The organism is Viridibacillus arenosi (assembly GCF_001955655.1).
Taxonomy (GTDB): domain Bacteria; phylum Bacillota; class Bacilli; order Bacillales_A; family Planococcaceae; genus Viridibacillus; species Viridibacillus arenosi.
Window position 1 is genome coordinate 530,486 of the sequence record NZ_MSPW01000001.1, and the last position, 15,367, is coordinate 545,852.

Below are 15,367 nucleotides of genomic sequence, written 5' to 3' on the forward strand. Positions count from 1 at the left end.
AGGTTCATACCTTTCTTTACTTTAACGTATTTAGTACTTTATCTAAATGAAGCAAAATAAGAAGGCGCTTACCGACTTTCGCAACACCTGAAATGAATTCTTCTTCTAATGAACCAACCACTTCAGGTTGCGGTTCAATTGATTCCTTTGGTATATCCATTACATCATTAGCTGCATCAACAATAAATCCTACTTCCATTTCATCCAATGAAATAATGATGATTCTAGTACTTTCATTATCTGAAGAAGTATCCAAGTCAAAACGTTCGCGTAAATCAATGATTGGCGTTACTACACCTCGTAAGTTGATAACACCTTTCACGTATCTCGGTGTTTTTGGAACACGTGTAATATGCATTGTTTTTTCAATTCCTTGAACTTGACTAACAGGAATTGCGTACTCTTTATCTGCCAATTGAAAAACAATTACTTTCAAACTTTCTATATCGAGCGTATTTACCATCATTTACACCTCTTTCAATCATTTCATTATTTAATAAGCGCGTTACAGTCTACGATTAATGCAACTTTTCCGTTACCAAGAATTGTTGCACCAGAAATAGCAAAGACATTTGTTAAATAATTTCCTAAAGCTTTCAGAACAATTTCTTGTTGTCCAATAAATGAATCAACAACTAGTCCAGCCATTTTCTCACCTTTACGGACGATGACCACTGAATGGAACTCTTCATCTATTGCTTCATTACGTGGTACTTCAAAGATTTCCTCTAAAAATACAAGAGGCACAACTTTTCCGCGGAAATCAATTACTTTTTGATTGTGTGCATTCATAATATCCGAAGAGCGAATAATTGATGTTTCAATAATTGAAGATAAAGGAATTGCATAAATCTCTTTTTCAATTTCCACAAGCATTACAGAAATAATAGATAATGTTAACGGTAGTTGAATTGAGAACAATGAACCTTTACCCTCAGTCGATTCGATTGTAATATTCCCACCTAAAGATTCTATTGTGGATTTAACTACATCTAGTCCTACACCACGACCGGATACGTCTGAAATAACGTCTGCCGTTGAGAACCCGGATGATAAAATTAATTCATTTACTTGATTGTCTGTCATTGATGCTGCAACTTCTGGCGTTACGACACCTTTAGAGATTGCTTTAGACAATACTTTTTCACGGTTAATACCTGCGCCGTCATCCTCTAATTCGATGAAGACATGGTTACCGCTATGGTAAGCACGCAGAACAATTGTACCTTCTTCTGGTTTTCCTTTAGCACGACGTACTTCAGGGCTCTCAACACCATGATCTAAGCCATTGCGAATTAAGTGAACAAGTGGATCACCGATTTCATCAATAACAGTACGATCTAATTCTGTTTCAGCTCCGATAATTTCTAGATTTACTTTTTTGTTTAATTCACGCGTTAACTGTCGCACCATTTTAGGGAAACGATTAAATACTGTTTCAACTGGCACCATTCGCATTGTTAAAATGATATTTTGTAAGTCCCCAGAAATTCGGGACATTCTTTCAACTGTTTCATTTAGTTCGCTATGATTTAATTCTGACGCGATTGATTGTAAACGCCCACGATCAATTACTAACTCTTCAAACAGATTCATTAAAATATCAAGTCGTTCAATATTCACACGAATTGTTTTACTAGTTGCGTGACCACCACCATTTTTTACAGGTGTCTTTTTAGCAGCAGGTGCATCGACAGATTCTTTCTTGGCAACCTGTTGTTGTGGTTGTTCTACAACGGCTTGTTCAATTTGTGGAGTTTCTACCGTTCCTAGCATTGCTTGATTTAAGACTTGGAAATCAACTAGCTGTACAATGACACGATCTACTTCAGATACTTTTAACAATTTCTTTTCAATATCTTCAGCTGGCTCTTTTGTTATAAAGGCAATATAGAAGTCATTATCAAATTGCTCTTCTTCAAGCTTTTCAACAGAAGGAGATGATTTGATAACATCACCCAATTTTTCAAGTAATTCAAACACCATATATACGCGTGCTGCTTTTAATAAACAATCTTCACGTAGATGAACTGAAATTTCATAAGTGTTAAAGTCTTGTTCTTGTGATTGTTGTATAACCGTTAATTCAAAGTCATCGTATTCAAGTAACACTGCGGGTTCAACATTTGTAGTTGCTGCCACTTCGTTATTTGAAATTGTATTCGTAAATACTTCACCTAATTCAATTTTCTTTAGAGATTCTACTGTTGCACTTACATCCTTTTTCCCATCTCCACCACTTGCAATATCGTTAACCATTTCTTCAAGATGGTCTACTGACTCAAAGACAACATCCAAAATTTCTGGTGTAACCTTAATCTTTTCGTTACGAATAGCATCTAAAACATTTTCCATTTTATGAGTTAAATCAGCTAAATCTTCGAAGCCCATTGTCGCTGACATACCTTTTAATGTATGAGCATTACGGAAAATATCATTCACAATTGCTAAATCATCTGGGTTTTTCTCTAATTCTAGTAGACTTTCACTACAAGACTGAAGATGCTCTTTACTTTCATCAATAAACACTTCTAAATATTGATTCGTATCCATAGAATGGCCCCCTTTAAGGCAAATATTTCATTATCGTATCTGCAATATCATCTACATCCGCTACTTCATCAACTAATCCAGTTTCAAAAGCAGCTTTAGGCATGCCATACACAATACATGTATTAGCAGATTCAGTAATGGCTATAACTTTTCCTGTATTCTTTAATTGAATTAAACCCTTCGTTCCATCGGCACCCATTCCCGTCATAATAACGGCTATTTTATCAATTTCATGAAATTGACAAGTATCTTCAAAAAGTACGTCAACAGAAGGTCTATGCCCTCCACGAGGAGGCTCTTGAGCATCTAGTGTGATGCCATAAGACATACCTATTTTGCGAAGTTTCATATGATAGCCACCAGGAGCTATGTAAGCAACTCCATTTTGCAAAATGTCACCATTTTCAGCTTCTTTTACAGTAATATCAGCCAGTTGATCTAATCGATTGGATAATGACTTTGTAAAACCAGCAGGCATATGTTGAACTATTAGGATGGGAGCTTTGATGGTTGCCGGTATTTTAGTAATGACTTCTTGTAAAGCTCTTGGACCTCCAGTTGAAGTACCAATAAGTATCAGTTTCTTAGTATGAGCTGACCATTCTTTTTTGACTTGTGTTGCAGCTGTTTCAGCCATTCTTATCTGTTGCTGAACTCTCGGTACATTTCGTGATAAAAGACCAGAACCACTCAATTCTCCAGTTAATTTAGTTGTATTTGATTGGACAATCGTTTGCCGAAGTTTTGAAACTTGTACATTTGCAGCATGTTCAACTTTATACACAAGATCATTTTTGATTTTATGTAAATCAAGCGAAATTGTACCACTAGGTTTAGCAATAAAATCAACAGCACCATTTGCCATTGCTTCTAAGGTCGAATCCGCACCCCGTTCTGTCGTACTTGATAGCATAACAACCGGTACTGGTGACTCTGCCATGATTCTTTTAAGAGCTTCTAAACCATTCATTTCTGGCATTTCAACATCCATAGTCACAACATCAGGCTTAAGGCTTTTAATCTTGCGCAATGCATCATTACCGTTACGAGCCGTGCCTATAACTTGTATTTTAGTATTATCCGTAAAAAAATCTGATATGAGCTTCCTCATAAAAGCAGAATCATCAACGATGAGTAACTTTTTCGGTTGAGAAATGTTCAACTAATCACGACCTTTCGAAAAAATACTCTTCAATTTAGACAAAAACTTATTCGTCTGAGCCGGTGCATGTACTTCCTCAATGCAATCTTTCATATAACGATAAGTTATATCTCGTAACGTTTTCGTAATTGGCGCATTTGGAAATAAAATCGAAAAAGGAACTTGTTTACGAACAGCCTGTCTTACAAGTGGGTCTTCAGGTAAAGACCCTAACACAGTGACTTCTTTTGACAAAAATCGTGACATAGCATGGCTTAAACGTCTAAGGGCATCAGGACCTTCTTCTTGATCCATTGTACGATTACAAAGAAGATAGAATTTTTTCTCTGGGTCTTTAAAGTGAATATATTTCATCATTGAATAAGCATCTGTAATTGATGTTGGCTCAGTTGTAGAAATGACAATAATATCTTCAACAGCGACTAACAAATCTAAAGACCAATTAGTTGCTCCTGCTCCCATATCGAACACTATGTAATCAAATGACTTTTGCAACGCTTCAAATGCTTCAATCAAACGATTAAACATTTTATCAGACCATTCCATTAGCCCAACCATACCCGTACCACCGGAAATATATTGCAAACCATTTGGCCCCTCAAAAATAACCTCTTGTAATGAACACTCCCCCTGTAAATAGTCCTTCAAACTTTTCCTAGCACTTTCACCTAAAAGAATATGAATATTGCCCATCCCGATATCCATATCAACAATGACAACTTTTTTACCATAAGAGGCTAAAGTATTAGAAAAATTCGTGGTGAAATTGCTTTTTCCAACGCCACCTTTACCACTGACAACCGCAATAGATTTCCCTATTAATCCTTGGCTACGCATCATATACATTCTTAAAGATTCTGCTTGATCTCTCATTTCCTATCTCCTTGAAAGAACAATTCAACTACACTTTCTAAAGAAGCCTCCTCAATATCCTCTGGTACTTCTTGACCAGTCGTATAGTAAGCAAGTCCTTTATTATATTTAACCATTAAATTAATCATTGAGCCAATAGAATTTGTTTCATCAAGCTTAGTAAATATTAGTTTAGTAATAGGAAATGCCAAAAATTGTTGAATTATCGTTTCCATGTCTCGCTCTTTTGATGTCATTGATAGGACTAAAAAGCTTTCCATGTTTTGTTCGAAATCGATTAATTTTTGTAAATCTTCTACGTACTTCACTTCTTTGTAGTTACGCCCAGCGGTATCTATAAAGATTAAATCTAGATGATCAAATTTTTCTAGCGCATGTTCATAGTCTTGTTTGTTGTAAACAATCTCTACAGGTGCTTGTAATAAATTCGCATACGTTTTCAATTGTTCAATCGCAGCAATTCTATACGTATCAGTCGTAATGAAACCTATTTTTTGTTTCTTCTCAAGTACGGCTCTAGCAGCCATTTTGGCAATTGTTGTCGTTTTACCAACTCCAGTTGGTCCTAAAACGTTTATATATTTTTTCTCATAAGAAATGCCACCGAAAGGAAGTTGTTCAATACTAGCTATTAGAGATTCTTTTGCAAGTTTGAAAAGCTCCTCTTGCAATAAATCTCCTTTACTATTTTTTATAATTGCAAAAAGCTCATCACCAATACATGTGACAAGCTCTTGATTTAGCTCCTGTTTCTCTAGTTGTTCAATCAGAGGTAAGAGTTCATCTGGATACTTGGCCCCTACAGAGTGTCGTTGCATTGATTGCATAAGTAATTTTAGATCAGCTATTTCTTTTTTGATTTCTTCAGAATTTTGATCTGAATGAATACTTTTTTCAATCAAAGGCTGAACTGGAGCTAGAAGAGGCGCAGACTCTCTTACTTCTGCGCGATCTAGCCCTGCTACCACTTCAATACTTTTCTTTTTGAATAATCCTAAAAAACCCTTTGAATAAACTACTTTTGAATTGACAATGACTGCATCATCACCAAAATCAGCACGAACTTTTTTCATTGCGGCTGGCATTGACGGTGCTACATACTTTTTCATTTTCATTCAACATTCACCACCCCAACACTTTGGATCTCAATTGATGCTTCCAGTTCATTATACGAAAGAATTGGAATTTGAGGGAAATATCTCTCTGTCAATTGTCGTAGGTACATTCGAACAGCTGGTGAGCATAAGATCACCGGAGATTGTTCAAAGAATGCAATACGTTCTATTTCTCTTGCAATAGATTCTAATATCGCTTGAGAATCTTGTGGATCCATCGCTAAATAGTTTCCGTGATCCGTTTGTTGAATACTATCTGCAATCATTTTTTCCACTTTAGCAGCTACAGTTAATACTTTTAATTCTGGCTGACTGCCTGCATGCTGAGCAGTAATTTGACGAGCAAGTGCTTGGCGGACATACTCAGTAAGAACATCTACATCTGATGTTAGCTTTGCATAATCTGCTAATGTCTCGAAAATAATTGGTAAATTGCGAACTGAAACATTTTCTTCCAATAATTTTGCCAATACTTTTTGAATTTCACCAATTGATAATGGCGTTGGTGTTAACTCTTCAACTAAAATTGGTGCTGATTCTCTTAAATGATCGATTAATTGTTTTGTTTCTTGGCGACCAAGTAAGTCTGAAGCGTTTGCACGAATAATTTCAGTCAAATGAGTAGAAACAACACTAGGCGGATCTACTACTGTATACCCAAGCATTTCGGCTTCCTCTTTCACTTGCTCAGTAATCCATTTTGCAGGTAAACCAAATGAGGGCTCTACTGTATCGATTCCTTCAATGGAGTCATCATCTCCAGGACTCATTGCTAAGTAGTGATCTAATAATAGTTCACCTTGCGCAAGTTCGTTCCCTTTTATTTTGATACGATATTCATTCGGTTGTAATTGAATATTATCGCGAATACGAACAACCGGAATGACAATCCCTAACTCAAGCGCAAGTTGTCGTCGAATCATTACAACACGATCTAATAAATCCCCACCCTGGGCTGCATCTACTAATGGTATTAATCCATATCCGAATTCAAATTCAATTGGATCAACATTCAATAAATTAATGACATTTTCTGGACTTTTCAGATTATCAGAAGCCACTTCTTCTTCAATTTCTTGTAACTCTTCAATTTCTTCTTGTTTTTGATGACTTATACGATAGGCGACGAATGCAAGTAGCCCAGCCAATGGCACTGTATAAATTAATTCAATTGGAGTTACAATCCCTAACAGAAAGATTGTACCTGCTGCAATATACAACAACTTCGGATTAGCAAGTAATTGCCCCGTAATATCTGTACTTAAATTACCGTCAGAAGCTGCGCGGGTTACTACAATACCAGTTGCTGTAGAAATTAATAATGCTGGAATTTGTGATACTAAACCGTCACCTACTGTTAAAGTAGAGAACAAATGCACTGCTTCAGAAAACTCTAAATCCATTTGCACAACGCCGATAATCATTCCTACAAGCAGGTTAATGATGACGATAATAATACCTGCAATGGCGTCCCCTTTTACAAATTTTGTGGCACCGTCCATAGCTCCGTAGAAATCGGCCTCATTACTTACTTTTTCACGTCTTTGACGAGCATCTGTTTCAGAAATTAATCCTGCATTTAAATCTGCATCAATCGCCATTTGCTTACCTGGCATCGCATCCAATGTAAAACGGGCTGCAACTTCAGAAACACGCTCAGACCCTTTCGTAATAACGATAAACTGAATGATTATCAAAATTACGAACACGACTAAACCGACAAGAATATTGCCACCTACAACAAAGGTACCAAATGTTTCAACTACGTTCCCAGCTTCACCACCACTTAAAATTGCTCGGGTTGTTGAAACATTTAATCCTAAGCGAAACAATGTAAGTAATAAAAGTAATGATGGGAAAATTGAAAATTGAAGTGCCTCTTGCATGTTCATAGCTGTTAATAAAACTAATAACGCTAGCGATATATTAATAATAATGAGAAAGCTTAACATCCACGGAGGTAGAGGGATAATGAGCATCGCTACAATTAAAATAACTGCCGATAATACCCCTATGTCGCGAATTTTCATACTTGTCCCTCCTGCTTAAAACTTTAAATTTTGCGTTTAATACGGTATACATAAGCTAAAACTTCCGCAACCGCTTTGAAAAACTCGTCTGGGATGCGGCCCCCAACTTCCACTTGATCGTACATTGCTCTAGCCAATGGTCTATTTTCCACCATCTCAACATCATTTTCTTTGGCAATCAATTTAATCTTTTGTGCGATAAAGTCGGTCCCTTTAGCTACAACTTTTGGCGCATCCATACTTTCATCATCATACTGCAGCGCGATTGCATAATGGGTTGGGTTGGTTATAACCACGTCCGCTTTAGGTACTTCCGACATCATACGACGCATGGCCATTTCACGTTGACGTTGTTTAATTTTTGATTTTATGAGAGGGTCACCCTCGGTATTTTTATATTCATCTTTAATATCCTGCTTGGACATTTTTAAGTTTTTTTCATAATCAAACTTCTGGTAGAAATAATCCAAGATTGCCACACAAAATAATGTAAGTGAAGCTGCAATCCCCATTATTACTGTTAATTTTCCAACAGTTATTAAAGTGACCCACGGAGATTTAAAAGACAAACTTAGTACATCATCTATATTCATGAGAAGAATAACTGTTGTAACTGATCCGATAAAGGTTATTTTTAAAACTGATTTTAATAACTCAATAATAGCCCTCATTGAGAACATCCGTTTTAAGCCTTTAATTGGATCAATCTTCTTTAAATCAAATTTTAATGACTCTGTTGTAAAAAGTAATCCAAATTGAAAGAAGTTTCCCGCGAGACTAGCAATTACCGCAATCACCATAATAGGTAACAAGACAAATGCCATCTCAATCATGACTTCTTTATAGACTTCCATAACTGAGCTAATCGAAATGGATTCAACTAACAAGTATCGACTAAATGTTTGTTTAAAAAATGCCATGACGCTATCTCGCATAGAGGCGGCGCCAAATAATAAAAATAAAAAAACAGATAGGAGGACAATTGCACTTGTGACATCCTGACTTTTTAATACTTGACCTTTTTTTCGGGCATCTAATCGTTTCTTTGGCGTTGCTTTTTCAGTTTTTTCTCCCGCAAAAAATTGTAAGTCAAGACGAATATATTGCATCTTATCCACCACCTATTAGAACCATAAAATCACGCATACTAACAATCATAATATTAAATAACTTTTGAATAACTGCTACCATTACCCCCATCATTGCTACAAGAACTAGAAAACTCACACCAATTTTAATTGGGAAACCAACCACAAAAATGTTCAACTGTGGAACTGTTCTAGCTGTTATCCCTAAAGCAATATCAACTAAGAATAACGTAGCAACAATTGGGATAGCCATTTGAAAGGCAATACCAAACACTGTAGCAAACATTTTAATAATAAATTCAGTGGAATTTTCCGATCCAAAGGATGGCCACATTTCACCAATTGGCAAGTATTCATAACTATAATAAATACCATCTAGTAGTAAATGATGCCCATTGATACCTAGCAATACTAACAATGCCAATGTATTAAAGAATTGTCCTAAGAGAGGACTTTGTGCCCCTGTCTGTGGATCTATAATATTCGCAATAGCAAAACCCATTTGGAAGTCTATAAAACTTCCTGCTATTTGGATAGCTGACATAATCATATAAGCAATTAAGCCGATAATTAAACCAACCATGGCTTCTTTCATAACTAATAATATGTATTCCCCGTTTACTTCCATAGGAGTAACGTCAATTGTGTAGTACATCATCCATGCAATTACTGCCGCTAATGTAAGTCGCATTTTCGACGGGATTGTTTTATAAGAAAACAAGGGTACCGTTATAAAAAATGCCGAGATTCGCACAAGAATGAGAAGGAACACAGTTACTTTAGGTACTAGTTCTTCCATTCGATCACCCTACATATCGCAGTAAATTTTCAAAAATATCTGTTGCATACGAAGTCACTTGCGTAAGCATCCAAGGTCCAAAAAACACAATACCGACTAAAACAGCGATAATTTTTGGCACAAAGGCAAGCGTTTGCTCTTGAATTTGTGTCGTTGCTTGGAAAATACTGACCGCCAAACCAGTAATTAAAGCGATTAGTAATAAAGGCCCTGAAGTAAGTAGGACAACCATGATCGCACGTTCTGCAACTGAAATGACCATTTCACCTGTCATATTGATTCATCCCCTAAAAGCTTTGCAGCAATGATTTCATTACAAGATACCAGCCATCTACAAGTACAAATAATAGGATTTTAAATGGTAGTGAAATCATAACTGGCGGTAACATCATCATCCCCATAGACATTAATACACTTGCGACAATCATATCGATTACAAGGAATGGTATGAAAATCATGAAACCAATTTGAAAAGCAGTTTTAATCTCACTTAACGCAAAAGCAGGTACTAAAGTAGTTAATGAAATATCCTGAATCGTTTCAGGACGTTCTGCACCAGAATATTTTAAAAATAAATCTAAATCCTTCTGTCTTGTATGCTGACTCATAAAGTCTTTGAATGGCCCACTCGCTTTGTCGTAAGCTTCATCCAGTGTGATTTTCTCATCAAAAAGAGGCTGTAATGCTTCTTTATTCACTTCTTGGAATGTTGGTGCCATGATAAAGAATGTTAAAAAAAGTGCCAATCCAACTATTACTTGGTTTGGAGGCATTTGTTGTGTAGCTAGAGCTGTACGTACGAACGATAGGACTATAACAATCCTCGTAAAGGATGTCATTAGTATTAATATACTTGGTGCTAATGATAGGACCGTTAGCATTAACATCAGTTTTACAGAAGTAGAAACATTGGATGGATTACTGTCTGAGAAATAATTAACTAAATCACTCATTCTTTATCGCTCTCCTTTTGCTTCCACTCATTCAAATCTTTACTACGATCAGATTTTATTTTTGAGATTTTTTGTTGAAAAAGATCTTTGAATTCTTCATTTGGTTTTTCATCTACTTTCGATGAAGGTCGTACTTTTTCTTTTAAACTAGTAAAAAGGTCTGCAATATATGGAACTTGATTTGCAAATTCCTGTTTATCGTTATATAAGGTCATTAGACGCTCTTTTTCGACTTCGTTTGAGATTTCCTTAAGAATATGTACATCTTCACCTACGCCAACTAAATAGAGCGAATCTCCTACTTTTAAGAGCTGCACCGATTTCTGTTGGCCTAAAGATAATCCACCTAAATTTTGCATCAATTGATTATGTTGATATTTTTGGTTGCGACTATTTACGAATTTTAACATTCCGTACAATAGGGCTACTACAAAGATAAGAGCTAGGACCATTTTAATATAATCCCATGGAGACAAGCCGACAGCTGTCGATTGTGTGTTTTTATCGACAGCTGTAGTTGAATCCTCTTTGCATACATCTTTATCTTTGTTATAGCAATCATCCACCATACCACCCTTCTCAGCAAAGGCTGGTGTCGGGTTTAGCATAGGATTAATAAATGTAATTGTTAATAATGATGCACACAACATCAGTTTCAATAAGGCTTTATAAAACATTCTGATCAACCTAACGCTTTTTGGATCGCTTCGATAACACGGTCAGCTTGGAAAGGTTTTACGATAAAGTCTTTTGCACCTGCTTGGATTGCATCGATTACCATTGCTTGTTGTCCCATTGCTGAGCACATAATAACAATTGCACTTGGATCTTTTTCTTTAATAGATTTTAATGCGGCAATTCCATCCATCTCAGGCATAGTAATATCCATTGTTACTAAATCTGGTTTTAATTCGCTGTATTTCTCAATAGCTTGAGCACCATCTCCAGCTTCCCCCACAACTTCAAAACCATTTTTTGTTAAAATATCCTTGATCATCATGCGCATGAAAGCTGCGTCATCCACAATTAAAATCCTTTTAGACATGTCTAACTCCTCCAATAACTATCTATCTTAGATTGTTTAAGCGATCCGCTTTACTCAAAATATCTGTAATACGAACACCGAAGTTTTCGTCTATTACAACTACTTCTCCTTTAGCAATGAGACGGCTATTTACTAGAATATCAACCGGTTCCCCAGCAAGTTTATCAAGTTCAATAATAGATCCACTTGCTAGTTCTAATATCTCTTTTACGGAACGCTTCGTACGTCCTAATTCAACAGTAACTTGCAGTGGTATGTCAAGTAGCATATTCAAATTTCTAGCTTCTGCTTGCTTCAATGATGCATTTTCAAAGCTAGCAAATTGCGCTTGTTGTACATTTGCTGGCTGTTGTGTATACATTGGTCTTTCAGGCATTGCATACGATTGTTGATATTGTTGTTCTTGCATTGGAGCAGGTTGGGCTACTGGTACCTGTTGTACAGGAGGTGCTTGAACTGGTGCTGCCTGTGGTGTTGGCGCAGGCGCAACCATAGTTGAAGCAATTTCTTCAGTATCTTGATTCAGTAATTGGTTAACCAACTTCTTACTAAATCCAAGAGGTAGTAGTTGCATAATATCTGAATCTATTAAAGTACCAATTTTCAAGCGGAATGAAACTTTAACAAGTAAATCTTCTTCCGGAATATTATCTCTACCTTCATTTTTTGAAATATTCATCAAATCGATTGATGGTGGTGAAATGTCCACTTTTTTATTAAAGATCGTAGACATAGATGTTGCAGCAGAACCCATCATTTGATTCATTGCTTCCTGTACAGCACTTAAATGAATCTCACCAAGTTCATCTGCAGGGCTAGCACCATCTCCACCTAACATTAAATCAGCTATAATTGCTGCATCCGATTGTTTGATGACTAATAAGTTCATACCCACAAGGCCCGTCGTATATTCTACTTGAACCGCTACATATGGATGAGGAAACTCTTCCTCCAAATTATCACGATTAATCATACTGATTGTTGGTGTTGTAATATCAACTTTTTGGCCAAGTAACGATGATAACGCCGTTGCAGAACTACCAAAGGAAATATTACCGATTTCACCTAGTGCATCTTGAGATAATGCATCTAAATATTCCTCTACTTTGTATTCAATTTGAGAAGACTTCTTATTTTCTAGTTCTGGAGATTCGCCTCTTAATAGGGCTTCAATTTCTTCTTGTGATAACATTTCATCACTCATCAACTTCGTCTCCTCCTTTCAAAGACTCTAAAACTTGAACAGCCATTCGTTTTTTCAGTTTCCCTGGTTGAACAGTAAATTTAGGTATATCGCCAACTTTTAATGTAAGTGGTTGGCTAATTTTCTGATCCAGTTGAATAACATCACCTTGCAACAATAGAAGGAAGTCTTCAATTGTTATTTCAGCATTACCAAGCTCTGCTATTACTGGTAAATTAGATTGTTTCACACTATTTTCAAGAATTGCTGTTTGTTCTGGTGAAACTTCTTTTTTGTTAGATTGCATCCAGTAACGAACCGATAGATTCGGTACAATCGGCTCTAATACGACATGAGGGATACAAATATTAATCATGCCACTTGTTTCTCCAATGATTGAGTTGAATGAAATAACAACAACCGTTTCATTTGGAGAAATCATTTGTAAGAACTGTGGATTCACTTCAAGCTCAGATAAAGCTGGATCAATATCGGCTATGTTTGCCCATGCTTCACGCAAGTTATCGAACGAACGTTCAAATAAATTTGTCATAATTTTTGTTTCAATTTCAGTTAAGTTATCGACGTTACTATGACTTGCTCCAGTTCCACCCATTAAACGATCTAGCATTGAATACGCAATATTAGGATTAATCTCCATTAGGATATTGCCATCTAAAGGTGGTACTTCGAAAACATTTATGAGTGTCATATTCGGAATTGAACGAATAAACTCTTCAAATGGAATCTGATCCACAGATGCTACAGTTATTTGCACGTACGTCCTAAGCTGAGCTGAGAAAAACGTCGTTAAAAGACGTGCAAAGTTTTCATGTATTCGGGTCAAACTTCGGATTTGATCTTTTGAAAAACGTAGAGCTCGTTTAAAGTCATAAACTTTAACTTTTCTAGCCTCTTCATCTTTCTTAATATCATCAGCCGTCATCTCACCCGTTGATAACGCTGATAAAAGCGCATCAATTTCGGACTGGGATAACACATCTCCTGCCATTTTCCCACCTCCATTTCAAAATAATTGACCTTACTGAATGATGTAGGAAGTAATGTAAACTTCTTGTACCTTACCGTCTTGCATCAGTTCATTAAATCTTGTTTTTAACGTTGTTTCGAGCATTTTCTTTCCTTTTTTTCCTTCTAAATCACCTTTTGTCATCTCTGACATTTCTTCAATTACAATACTCTTCACTTGGAAATCACGTTTACCGATTTCTTCAGCAGCTTTTTTGCTATCAGTTTGGATTTTTAGTGAAATTTTAACAAAATTTGTTCCGGCAAGGTTTGTTGTCAATTCAGGAACATCTACAGAAGCTTCGATGATATCATCGATACTTGGTTCTTTGGCACTTCCTTTGTTCAACTGATTGACAGTTACCAATGCAATAACACCAAGCAGTGTAATTGAAACTAAGATAATCAACATAATGGTTAAAAGTTTGTTATTCTTCATCTTCTTCACCTCTTAAGTGCGGGTTTGATAGGAGCTGAACACTGTTGTAGAAAGCAATCATACGATTACTCACTTCTTTCTCAGTTTCTAATACAACATATTTTCGTCCGGTCGTTAACGTAATCGTCGTATCAGGAAACTCCTCGACCGATTCTATGTATAAAGCATTTAATGAGAATGGTTTACCATTTAATTTAGTTACTGTAATCATAGGAAATAAGGGCCGAGTCACGAGAGCCGACCCAGCCCCCTCCTTTTAATGAAAAAATTTTAGCTAAAACTTATCGTTTTAAGTTAACAAGCTCTTGTAAAATTTCATCTGATGTAGTGATAATACGTGTATTCGCCTGGAAACCACGTTGCGCTACGATCATATCAGTGAATTCTTCTGATAGATCTACGTTGGACATTTCGAGAGCACCAGAAGCGATTACACCAATACCCTTTAGACCAGCTGTGCCTACTGTAGGTGCCCCTGAGTTTGAAGTTTCATTATAATAATTAGAACCTTCCTTAGATAAACCTCCAGCATTTGGGAACTTAGCTAATTCTAATTGACCTGCTTTTTGCAATACACCTGCTTCATCAACATAATCTACAGACCCATCTTTACCGACAGACATACTTTGAGCAGTTGTAGGAATATTTATTACTCCAGCAGTTCCTTTTAAATACTTACCTTCAGCATTAACTAGGTCTCCATTTTTATCCATATAAAAGTTCCCAGCACGTGTATACTTTAAGTTTTTCCCATCCTTATCCATAACAACAAAGAATCCATCACCAGAAATCGCTAAATCCAACACTCGGTTAGTGGTTTGCAATGAACCACCTTCATGCATTGTATCTATTGCAGCAATTTGAGAACCTAAGCCAATTTGTTTTGGGTTTGTACCTCCAGTAGTAGCAGTCGGCGCTGAAGCACCTGCGCTTGTCTGTGAGAATACATCTTTAAACACGACGCGACCTTTTTTGAACCCGTAGGTATTAACATTGGCGATATTGTTACCGATCACATCTAATTTTGTTTGGAAATTTTTAAGACCACTGATGCCTGAATACATTGAACGTAGCATAACTTAATTTTCTCCCTTCGAT

The 15,367-nt window shown here is 36.4% G+C and carries 17 protein-coding genes; all 17 read right to left on the minus strand.

Going from position 1 to position 15,367, the window contains the following annotated elements; genetic code table 11:
• Positions 1 to 16: 16 nt before the first annotated feature.
• The 17 genes from BK137_RS02585 to flgG all read right to left on the minus strand — a co-directional run bounded on the left by BK137_RS02585 (position 17) and on the right by flgG (position 15,345).
• Positions 17 to 463 carry a chemotaxis protein CheW gene (locus tag BK137_RS02585; RefSeq protein ID WP_038184167.1) on the minus strand — a complete coding sequence of 149 codons (447 nt, stop codon included), beginning with the start codon at positions 461 to 463 and terminating at the stop codon, positions 17 to 19.
• Positions 464 to 489: 26 nt separating this feature from the next.
• Positions 490 to 2,553: a chemotaxis protein CheA gene (locus tag BK137_RS02590; RefSeq protein WP_038184165.1), complete on the minus strand. Its 2,064-nt coding sequence runs from the start codon at positions 2,551 to 2,553 to the stop codon at positions 490 to 492.
• A 13-nt stretch (positions 2,554 to 2,566) separates the two neighbouring features.
• Entirely contained in the window at positions 2,567 to 3,664 is a 1,098-nt protein-coding gene (locus tag BK137_RS02595) for a protein-glutamate methylesterase/protein-glutamine glutaminase (protein WP_235175723.1), read from the minus strand.
• Between the two features lie 51 nt (positions 3,665 to 3,715).
• Positions 3,716 to 4,588, minus strand: coding sequence for a MinD/ParA family protein (locus BK137_RS02600; RefSeq protein ID WP_038184160.1), 873 nt, complete (start codon positions 4,586 to 4,588; stop codon positions 3,716 to 3,718).
• The gene (gene flhF / locus BK137_RS02605) at positions 4,585 to 5,703 is read right to left on the minus strand and encodes a flagellar biosynthesis GTPase FlhF (RefSeq protein ID WP_038184157.1); all 1,119 of its coding nucleotides are present in this window, start codon (positions 5,701 to 5,703) and stop codon (positions 4,585 to 4,587) included. The genes BK137_RS02600 and flhF overlap by 4 nt, the downstream gene beginning before the upstream one ends.
• Positions 5,700 to 7,733 (minus strand): flagellar biosynthesis protein FlhA, encoded by a 2,034-nt coding sequence (gene flhA / locus BK137_RS02610; protein WP_038184144.1) that lies wholly within the window; start codon positions 7,731 to 7,733, stop codon positions 5,700 to 5,702. The genes flhF and flhA overlap by 4 nt, the downstream gene beginning before the upstream one ends.
• 23 nt (positions 7,734 to 7,756) lie before the next feature.
• On the minus strand, positions 7,757 to 8,842 hold the full coding sequence (gene flhB / locus BK137_RS02615) for a flagellar biosynthesis protein FlhB (RefSeq protein ID WP_038184141.1): 1,086 nt from the start codon (positions 8,840 to 8,842) through the stop codon (positions 7,757 to 7,759).
• 1 nt (position 8,843) lies between these two features.
• Positions 8,844 to 9,620 carry a flagellar biosynthetic protein FliR gene (gene fliR / locus BK137_RS02620; RefSeq protein ID WP_038184138.1) on the minus strand — a complete coding sequence of 259 codons (777 nt, stop codon included), beginning with the start codon at positions 9,618 to 9,620 and terminating at the stop codon, positions 8,844 to 8,846.
• A gap of 4 nt (positions 9,621 to 9,624) precedes the next feature.
• Positions 9,625 to 9,894 (minus strand): flagellar biosynthesis protein FliQ, encoded by a 270-nt coding sequence (gene fliQ / locus BK137_RS02625; RefSeq protein WP_038184135.1) that lies wholly within the window; start codon positions 9,892 to 9,894, stop codon positions 9,625 to 9,627.
• Positions 9,895 to 9,907: 13 nt separating this feature from the next.
• Entirely contained in the window at positions 9,908 to 10,573 is a 666-nt protein-coding gene (gene fliP, locus BK137_RS02630) for a flagellar type III secretion system pore protein FliP (protein WP_038184132.1), read from the minus strand.
• A complete protein-coding gene (locus tag BK137_RS02635; RefSeq protein ID WP_038184129.1) occupies positions 10,570 to 11,250 on the minus strand; it encodes a flagellar biosynthetic protein FliO in 681 nt (226 codons plus the stop codon). Before BK137_RS02635 ends, fliP begins: the two co-directional genes overlap by 4 nt.
• Positions 11,251 to 11,255: 5 nt before the next feature.
• Complete coding sequence (locus BK137_RS02640) at positions 11,256 to 11,618, minus strand: response regulator (RefSeq protein ID WP_038184126.1); 363 nt, start codon at positions 11,616 to 11,618, stop codon at positions 11,256 to 11,258.
• A gap of 22 nt (positions 11,619 to 11,640) precedes the next feature.
• Entirely contained in the window at positions 11,641 to 12,822 is a 1,182-nt protein-coding gene (gene fliY / locus BK137_RS02645; RefSeq protein WP_038184123.1) for a flagellar motor switch phosphatase FliY, read from the minus strand.
• A complete protein-coding gene (gene fliM, locus BK137_RS02650) occupies positions 12,815 to 13,813 on the minus strand; it encodes a flagellar motor switch protein FliM (protein ID WP_038184120.1) in 999 nt (332 codons plus the stop codon). Before fliM ends, fliY begins: the two co-directional genes overlap by 8 nt.
• Positions 13,814 to 13,843: 30 nt before the next feature.
• Positions 13,844 to 14,269 (minus strand): flagellar basal body-associated protein FliL, encoded by a 426-nt coding sequence (gene fliL, locus BK137_RS02655; protein WP_038184117.1) that lies wholly within the window; start codon positions 14,267 to 14,269, stop codon positions 13,844 to 13,846.
• A complete protein-coding gene (locus BK137_RS02660; protein ID WP_038184452.1) occupies positions 14,259 to 14,480 on the minus strand; it encodes a flagellar FlbD family protein in 222 nt (73 codons plus the stop codon). Before BK137_RS02660 ends, fliL begins: the two co-directional genes overlap by 11 nt.
• Before the next feature lie 70 nt (positions 14,481 to 14,550).
• A complete protein-coding gene (gene flgG / locus BK137_RS02665; RefSeq protein WP_038184115.1) occupies positions 14,551 to 15,345 on the minus strand; it encodes a flagellar basal body rod protein FlgG in 795 nt (264 codons plus the stop codon).
• Positions 15,346 to 15,367: the final 22 nt, after the last annotated feature.

Coding starts and splice junctions, on each gene's coding strand:
- BK137_RS02585 (WP_038184167.1), bottom strand. CDS start 463: ATGGTAAATACGCTCGATATAGAAAGTTTGAAAGTAATTGTTTTTCAA.
- BK137_RS02590 (WP_038184165.1), bottom strand. CDS start 2,553: ATGGATACGAATCAATATTTAGAAGTGTTTATTGATGAAAGTAAAGAG.
- BK137_RS02595 (WP_235175723.1), bottom strand. CDS start 3,664: ATGAGGAAGCTCATATCAGATTTTTTTACGGATAATACTAAAATACAA.
- BK137_RS02600 (WP_038184160.1), bottom strand. CDS start 4,588: ATGAGAGATCAAGCAGAATCTTTAAGAATGTATATGATGCGTAGCCAA.
- flhF (WP_038184157.1), bottom strand. CDS start 5,703: ATGAAAATGAAAAAGTATGTAGCACCGTCAATGCCAGCCGCAATGAAA.
- flhA (WP_038184144.1), bottom strand. CDS start 7,733: ATGAAAATTCGCGACATAGGGGTATTATCGGCAGTTATTTTAATTGTA.
- flhB (WP_038184141.1), bottom strand. CDS start 8,842: ATGCAATATATTCGTCTTGACTTACAATTTTTTGCGGGAGAAAAAACT.
- fliR (WP_038184138.1), bottom strand. CDS start 9,620: ATGGAAGAACTAGTACCTAAAGTAACTGTGTTCCTTCTCATTCTTGTG.
- fliQ (WP_038184135.1), bottom strand. CDS start 9,894: ATGACAGGTGAAATGGTCATTTCAGTTGCAGAACGTGCGATCATGGTT.
- fliP (WP_038184132.1), bottom strand. CDS start 10,573: ATGAGTGATTTAGTTAATTATTTCTCAGACAGTAATCCATCCAATGTT.
- BK137_RS02635 (WP_038184129.1), bottom strand. CDS start 11,250: ATGTTTTATAAAGCCTTATTGAAACTGATGTTGTGTGCATCATTATTA.
- BK137_RS02640 (WP_038184126.1), bottom strand. CDS start 11,618: ATGTCTAAAAGGATTTTAATTGTGGATGACGCAGCTTTCATGCGCATG.
- fliY (WP_038184123.1), bottom strand. CDS start 12,822: ATGAGTGATGAAATGTTATCACAAGAAGAAATTGAAGCCCTATTAAGA.
- fliM (WP_038184120.1), bottom strand. CDS start 13,813: ATGGCAGGAGATGTGTTATCCCAGTCCGAAATTGATGCGCTTTTATCA.
- fliL (WP_038184117.1), bottom strand. CDS start 14,269: ATGAAGAATAACAAACTTTTAACCATTATGTTGATTATCTTAGTTTCA.
- BK137_RS02660 (WP_038184452.1), bottom strand. CDS start 14,480: ATGATTACAGTAACTAAATTAAATGGTAAACCATTCTCATTAAATGCT.
- flgG (WP_038184115.1), bottom strand. CDS start 15,345: ATGCTACGTTCAATGTATTCAGGCATCAGTGGTCTTAAAAATTTCCAA.